The organism is Arthrobacter sp. B0490 (assembly GCF_002929355.1).
In the GTDB taxonomy this organism is placed as follows: Bacteria; Actinomycetota; Actinomycetes; order Actinomycetales; family Micrococcaceae; genus Arthrobacter_D.
In genome coordinates this window covers 1-6,988 of record NZ_PJIR01000031.1, presented here as the reverse complement: position 1 = coordinate 6,988, position 6,988 = coordinate 1, and the positions used below count along the sequence as shown (strand labels likewise).

General features: G+C 66.3%; 6 protein-coding genes. 3 read left to right on the top strand and 3 right to left on the bottom strand.

Annotation, left to right across the window (positions count from 1 at the left end; all coding sequences use genetic code 11):
* The first annotated feature begins 566 nt into the window (after positions 1-566).
* From CXQ97_RS18400 to CXQ97_RS18390, 3 genes are all read left to right on the top strand, one after another.
* A complete protein-coding gene (locus CXQ97_RS18400) occupies positions 567-1,283 on the top strand; it encodes a hypothetical protein (protein ID WP_104182340.1) in 717 nt (238 codons plus the stop codon).
* A gap of 165 nt (positions 1,284-1,448) precedes the next feature.
* Positions 1,449-2,462: an alpha/beta fold hydrolase gene (locus tag CXQ97_RS18395; protein ID WP_104182339.1), complete on the top strand. Its 1,014-nt coding sequence runs from the start codon at positions 1,449-1,451 to the stop codon at positions 2,460-2,462.
* 106 nt (positions 2,463-2,568) lie between these two features.
* Positions 2,569-2,907, top strand: a complete 339-nt coding sequence (locus CXQ97_RS18390) for a hypothetical protein (protein ID WP_104182338.1) — start codon at positions 2,569-2,571, stop codon at positions 2,905-2,907.
* A gap of 142 nt (positions 2,908-3,049) precedes the next feature.
* Here CXQ97_RS18390 and CXQ97_RS20620 read toward each other — a convergent pair whose 3' ends face one another.
* From CXQ97_RS20620 to CXQ97_RS18375, 3 genes are all read right to left on the bottom strand, one after another.
* Positions 3,050-4,171, bottom strand: coding sequence for an excalibur calcium-binding domain-containing protein (locus CXQ97_RS20620; RefSeq protein ID WP_104182337.1), 1,122 nt, complete (start codon positions 4,169-4,171; stop codon positions 3,050-3,052).
* Positions 4,172-4,748: 577 nt separating this feature from the next.
* Positions 4,749-5,540 carry a ZIP family metal transporter gene (locus tag CXQ97_RS18380; protein ID WP_104182336.1) on the bottom strand — a complete coding sequence of 264 codons (792 nt, stop codon included), beginning with the start codon at positions 5,538-5,540 and terminating at the stop codon, positions 4,749-4,751.
* A 343-nt stretch (positions 5,541-5,883) separates the two neighbouring features.
* Positions 5,884-6,795, bottom strand: coding sequence for a YsnF/AvaK domain-containing protein (locus CXQ97_RS18375; RefSeq protein ID WP_104182335.1), 912 nt, complete (start codon positions 6,793-6,795; stop codon positions 5,884-5,886).
* Positions 6,796-6,988: the final 193 nt, after the last annotated feature.

The window sequence follows — 6,988 nt, the reverse complement described above, 5'->3', positions numbered from 1 at the left end:
CCTGCGGCGTAAGTCTTCTGATTGCTAAGGAGACTAGGGACAGCCAACCACGATCCTGCCGGCATCCGATAGTGGAATTAGGGGAAGTGCGTAAACCCTGCACATGGGTGGATCCTTGTCGCCCAGGAGTCCAGCCGGCGGGCTGGTGCGAAGGCCGGTCCGGCTTCGGGAAGATGAAGAAGTTCTCATCCTGCTTTCACCGGGGGCTCATCCGGGTGCGTCAGAGTAGTCGTAGCGGAGATGAACACCGACTTCCAGGAAACCAGCTGCCTGCATCGCACCCCGTGCAGCCCATTCATCCCGACTGGTTCTCCGGCGCGGCCCCGTCGCGGCGATGTGGCGGTGTCGCCCCGTCCGTACCGAGAAATCTCCGAGCCTTGTCGCTCGGCCGGGCATGTTCCGAGGCTGCCGATCTTCGATCTCCCGTCGACGAGCCCGCTATCGGGGCCAGTCCTACTGGCCGCGAAGGAAAGGAAGTAGGGCGATGTTCCTCACTGTGTGCAGGGAACCCGGCGATCATGGCTGGTAGTCCGTGGCGGCGTTTGTCCATCAGACGATCGTTCGGAATGCTTCTGATCCCGGTCGTGCTACTGACAATAATCATCCTGTCCCTCTGGCAGTTCCTGCGGGCGACGCCCGAGCCACGGTGGGGGTTCGTGTTCCTCAGCGACTTCTTCAACCTCGACCGGGAGGTCAACATCCCGACGTGGTTCACGGCGGCGCTTTGGCTCGCGGTAGCCGCGATGGCGGCGGTTCTTGCACTCAGGGCTTCCAGCCACCGCAGGTCCTGGTGGCTCTTCAGCCTCGTTTCCCTCGTCTTCTCGATCGACGAGTCGACGTCGTTGCACGAGCGGTTGAATCCGGCAGGAGCCGTGCTCGCCCAGCGGTTCGATATCGGGTTGCGGTTCGCATGGGTGATTCCCGGAAGCGTCATCGCCCTGGTGCTGGTTCTGCTTCTTCTGAGACTCGTTCTCTCCCTCCCTGTGAAGGCGCGGATCGGAGTGATCATCGCCGGGTGTCTGTTTCTCGGGGGCGCGCTGGTGGGAGAGATCTTCAGCGATCTGTCCCTCCAGGGCACCTCCTTGCTGGAGGTCCCCAACTCGCCCACCTACATCGCCTTCAACGCCGTCGAGGAGCTCCTGGAAATGGCCGGCGTAGCTCTGTGCCTCGCATCCCTCGCATCCCTGGTGCGCTGGCAGCAGGAACAGCATGAGACGCGGTGGATGGTGAGCTTCGATGAGCCGCAACCTCAGGGAGCCCTCGAGGGGTCCGACCCAGCGTGAGTTCGCGGTGCACGCGGTGGGTCGGCGACATCGCCCTCAGGCCAAGCGAGACGACTACACCGTGCCTCACCGAACTGACCATCGCGCAGCCGGAGGGGTAGGAGCCGCGCCTACCCCGGACCCCTGAATCAGGCTTCCCGGCGTCCCGTAAGAGAATGAGGCGTGATGAGAACTGAGAAGTCGGATCCTCGCCCGGACATCGACGTGCGCCGGATCCAGGGTGACGGCGTCTGGGCGCGGGTGAGTTCGGTGGGGGCGGTGGGGGAGAGGCCGTTCATCCTGGTCTGCGGCATCGGGGTCTCCTCGCACTACTTCGAGCAGCTCGCCCCGCACCTCATGCAGTTCGGGCCCGTGCATGCCCTTGACCTGCCCGGCTTCGGCGGTGTGCCGCACGCGCGCCGCGCCCTGTCGATCGGCGAGTTCGCGGAGCTGGTCGGCAAGGCCATCGACGATCTTGGGCTCGAGGATCCCGTGATCGTCGGGCACTCGATGGGCACGCAGATCTGTACCGATCTCGCCGCGCGGCCCGAACTCACCACACTCGTCCTCATCAGTCCGGTCATCGACGCCTCGGCCCGCACCCTTCCCGTGCAGGCCCTTCGTTTCCTGCGTGCCAGCCTCCATGAGCCCTTCCGGGTGAAACTCCTCGCTGTGGTCGCGTACCTCACGTGCGGGTTCGGCTGGTTCTTCAAGATCCTGCCGCGCATGATGTCCTACCGGATCGAGCGGACGGCCGCTCGCGTGGGCGCGTCGGTACTCGTGATCTGCGGCGAGCACGACGCCGTGTGTCCGCGCCCCTGGGTCGCACGGCTGAGCGGTGCGTTCTCCCGCGCTGTCGACGTCGTCGAGATCGAGGGCGCCGCCCACTCGGTGATGCACGCCCATGCTCGCGAGGTCGCCGGACTCTGCGTCCGGCATGCGAGCGGGGCGCGGGCGAGGGCCGACGACGTCGGCGCGGTCCATGTCGACGCGGGGCGTGGCGATGGTGCGAGCATCGCCGTCGTGCCGGAAGCGCCGAAGCGGAAGGCCTCGCTCAGTGCCACGGACGCGGCGAAGGCCCTCGTCGACGAGGTGGAGGGCGCCGTCATCGAGTTCAAGGGCAACAAGACCGACGACGACCGTCTGGTCGAGCTCGGTCGCGAGCAGCAGGCCCAGGCGCGCGCGAGGGGTCACGGCTGACCCACCAGGGACTCGAGGGGGAGAACACGCAGCCGGCCGGAAACTTCACTATCCTTCTACCTCAGGGGGCCTTTCCAGTCAGTCCGAATGTCGAGGAGTGGGACCGATGAGGCAACCGCCCTACGCCGGCCCTGACGACGCCGGTGATTTCGACGGCCTGACGCCGGACGAGGCCGCGAAGCTGCTGAATTCCTACCGTCTTCTCGGAGACTGCTTCGAACTGCACAGCGACGAGGACCTGGCACGCCGTGGATGGCTCCTCTCCGACTGGAAGACGCTGCTGGAGAACCGCCAGGAGCAACTGCAGCGCGCCGATCGGGAATTGGCCGCCGCTGTCCGGCTGGCCCGCAACGAGGGAGCCAGTTGGCACGATATCGCCCGGATCCTTCGACTCCCGATCGCGGAAGCACGTGCCCACTTCGACTGGCCGCACGGAGGTTTCTAGACCCCCTGCACGCCGAGCCATCGACCACGGCTCGACGGTCGATGACGCGCGTATCGCCCGGGCGGCTGGAAGCGGCAACGGCTTCACCATCGGCGAGGGGCCGGTTCGTCAGAACCGGCCCCTCGCTGGTTACTGGATCGTGCTATGCCTTGACGGCGCGGTGACGGCCACGGCCCGCGAGGACCACACCGGCACCGAGAGCCAGGAGCCCGGCACCGATGCCCCCGGCGATCTTCATGCTGTCGTCGGTGCCCGTGTAGGCAAGCTGCACTGTGCTGTCAGTTGTGTCGTCGGTCACGAGCACTCCGGTGTTGCGGGTGTTGTCCACTGCGCCCTCGTCCGTCCGGTTGCCGTCGGTATCGAGCTCACAGCCGATGCCATCGCTGTCCCGGTCGAGGCCGGCACGGAAGCCCTCCTCGCCCAGGAGGATGGAGCGGCCCAGTACGTCCCGAACCTCGGCGCAGTTCTCGTAATAGACGCCGACCGCTGCATAGTCGAGCACCGGGAGGACGTTGTCAGGGGTGTCCACGACGACGACGGGCGTGACGGGCACTTCCACCGTCACGGGGACCTCGACCTGGACAGGCACGACGACGACAGGAGTCCCCTCGGCGGGAGCCTCGTCAACGGGGGTCTCCCCTACGGGAGCCTCGTCGACAGGGGTCTCCTCTACGGGAAGCTCGGGAGTCGGCTCCGCCGGTGTCTCGGGAGTCGCCGGGGTTTCCGGGGTAGGTACGTCGGGCGTCTCCGGCGTCTGCGGTACCCCAGGGACCTCCGGCGTCGGGGTCTCCGGTACCTCGGGAACATGGGGGGTCGGGGTCTCGGGGACCTCCGGTGCCGGGGTCTCCGGTACCTCGGGAACCTCGGGGGTCGGGGTCTCGGGGACCTCGGGGGTCTCCGGGATGGGAGCCACGACGACAGGCACGGGAACCAGCGTGTAGGAGTAGTGGGAGACGTCCTTCCCGCTGGAGTGGCTGATCGTCACCTGTGACTGAGGGGAAGACAGGACGACGGTCTCGGGGCCGTCGCCCTGCTTCGAGGAACCGGCCTTGACGCAGTAGCTCGAGATGAGCTGTCCCTCCGGGGCAACGATGGTGACCTCTGAGCGACCTGCCCCGGTCACGTCCTGCTTGCCGCTCGTACCTTCGTCACACACCTGTCCGACAGGTTCGGCCTCGTAGCCTGTTGCGAACGCCGGGGCGACGGAGAATGTGCTGAGACCGGCAGTGACGGCGAGGGCGAGCAGCCCTGAGCGCTTGTTCATTTTTACCTGTTGTTCCTGTTGATTGAGGTTGGGCGTGAAGGTGCGCGTAGGTCGCGCCCCGTCGTCGCGTCCGTCGAGGTCGACGTTGATCGTGACGATCGGGTTCTGTGCGGAACCGATGGCTCGGCGGACCCCGGATATCTCTCCAGCTGCCGCGCCCGCGCTGGAGCTACCCAGCGAGAGCAGACCCAGGATTCCCGAGGGCTGCGCGAATGCTACGAATACCTTCCAGGTGAATGCAGAAGGCGCGGTCCATCGCGCGATGTATCCATTCGCACAACACTCAATCTATGAACACGGGGAGGAGGAATCACGAGCAACAACTACGCGTTGTCCGAAACGCCGGCCGGAGAAAGCAAGCGGTTACTACCAGCAACCTGCCTGTCGGATACTCGAACATCGAGAGAAAACTACTTGCCTGACAGCACTACTCGCCAGGCTGATGACCACCGTGGATCTCGGCACGGGCCAGCGGGGAACCAGGCTTCCACCAGCAGGTCGATGAGACGGTCGGACGACGGATCGAGCGTGCCGGATGTCGGCGGTACCGTGCGGTGTCCGCCATCCCCACCGGTCGTCAGATGAGGGAGAGGACGAAGGACAGGACGAAGCCGGCGGCGGTGCTCATGGCGACCGCGGGTCCGCCGTGCTCGTAGGCTTCGGGCATGAGGGTGTCAGCGAGGGATGCGATGACAGCGCCGGCGGCGAAGGCCAGCGGCAGGGAGATGGCTTCCGGGTCTGCCCCGGACAGGGGGCCCGCGCCGATGATGACGGCCAGGACCAGCAACACCGCGCACGCTCCCCACAGGCCGAGGATGCGCCCTACCGACTTACCTTGTGCGCGCATGGATGATGCCCCGACGAGGGCTTCGGGAAGGTTGGACACGAAGATCGCGGCCAGCAATGCCAGTCCGCCGGTCCCTCCGCCGAGCGCCACACCCAGCGCCACGTTCTCGGGCACACCATCGAGGGTGACCGCGGCCAGGAGGGCAAGACCTGCTGCGCCGCGCGTCGAGGCCGTGGAGGAGGTCGTCTCCGTCGCAGCGGCGTCGGTGTCCAGTTTCGCACTGCCCTGATAGTCGTCCGCTGCCTCGGGTTCGGAACCGGCCTGGGCCCACCGGTCCAGTAGTGCGCTCAGAACGGTGAAGACCAGGGCGCCCGCGAGCAGACCTATCGCTGCCCGCCAGATCCCACCCTGTTCGAAGGCGTCCTCGAACAGCTCGAACGCCAACGCGGTGATGAGGGATCCCGCCGCGAAGGACAGGAGGATGGCCAGCAGCCGCTTGGGCAGATTGAACCGGGACCCGATCACCGCGCCGATGATCAGCGCGCTGGAAGCCACCACCCCGAACAGCAGCGACATCATCATGCGCCCAGTATAGGAATCACGGCCGTGGGGTAAAGGAGTACGGGAACAGATTTCTCAGCTGCGTGCGGCGTGTCGGCGATGGTGTCGGCTGCGCCGACCGACGCCTCATTGTGTTCACCGCATCAAGGCTCCTGGGCGTCCTCGGGGCGGGGGAGTCGGTTTCGACGGGTGCGGGAGCCCGGTCATGGCAATTCCCGTGTTCGACAAGGACCTTGGCCCGCGCGCCGCCCCCGGCCCTGCGACCGACGGCCCCCAGGAAGACCCCGGAGACGGATGTAGGGCGCTGCATACGCAGCGCCCTACATCCATCTGGTGATACTGGCGGATAGACCCGCCGTCGAACCTACTGGGTGCGGCGGTCCGTGCCGTTGGTGGTGCCGTCCAGGTCGGTACCGTCCGCGTCGAGGAGTTCGATCTTTTCCTTACGGACCTCTTCGGTGACGGTCTCCTGGGCGGTGACCGTTTCCTTGTCGAGACGAACACGCTCGACGGGGACGGCCTCCTTCTCGACCACGGGACGCTCGGCGTGCAGGACGACCTCGTGCTCCTCTTCGCTGATCGACGGGCCGTCCAGGGCGTCACCCCGGTTGGCGTCCGTGATGGGCTCACGCTCGACACGGACCTCTTCATGGGTCACGGGAACAGTCTTGGTGACGTTCTCCGTGACCACGTACTTCCGCAGGCGGGCACGGCCGGCTTCGCGGCGCTCGGTCCCGACATGGAGCTGCTCCTCCGAACGGGTCATCGCGTCGTCCGTGGTGGGGCCGGAGGTGTCGTGGCCGACCGTGCCCGGCTTGTCCCGGCGATCCAGGCGCTCATCGCCGGCCTGGAAGCCGGACTCGTATCCACTCGTACCGGTACCGGTCGTGCGGGTGGTGTCCGTCTCGAGGAAATCCCTCCCGGTGTCATCGGTGGTGCCGGCGACACCCGCGGTGTGGCCGGAGAGTCCGTAGTGGCGGTACAGGCGGTCCTCCTCCTCGGGGCTGAGGGCGCCGTCGGATTCGATGCGGGGCGCGTCCTTGACCTGGTCCTTGGTGTACCCGATGGTCACATCGTTGCCGTTGACGTTCGCTCCCTGCAGGGGCGCGAAGGACTCCGAGGTGCCGAACAGGCCGGTCTTGACGGTGACCCAGCTCGGGTCCTGCGTCTGGTCGTCCAGATACACCTGGCCGATCGACCCGATCTTGGACCCATGGGAGTCCAGGACGTGTCCACGGCCGGAGAGGATGGTGTCGATATCGTTCTGCGTGATCATGAAAGCTCCTTCTAGTGATGAACCGACCGGGGCATGATGCCCGATAGGTCGCCTGCCGCGTAGGTGTCAGGCAGGCGGTGCTGCAGGTGTCGGACTACTGCCCGGTGTCAGCCGTTGATGCCGGCCTGGTGGTCGATGCCGACCTGGTCGACCTTGCGGTGGAAGCGCATGCCGGCCTTGCCGCCGAGGATGG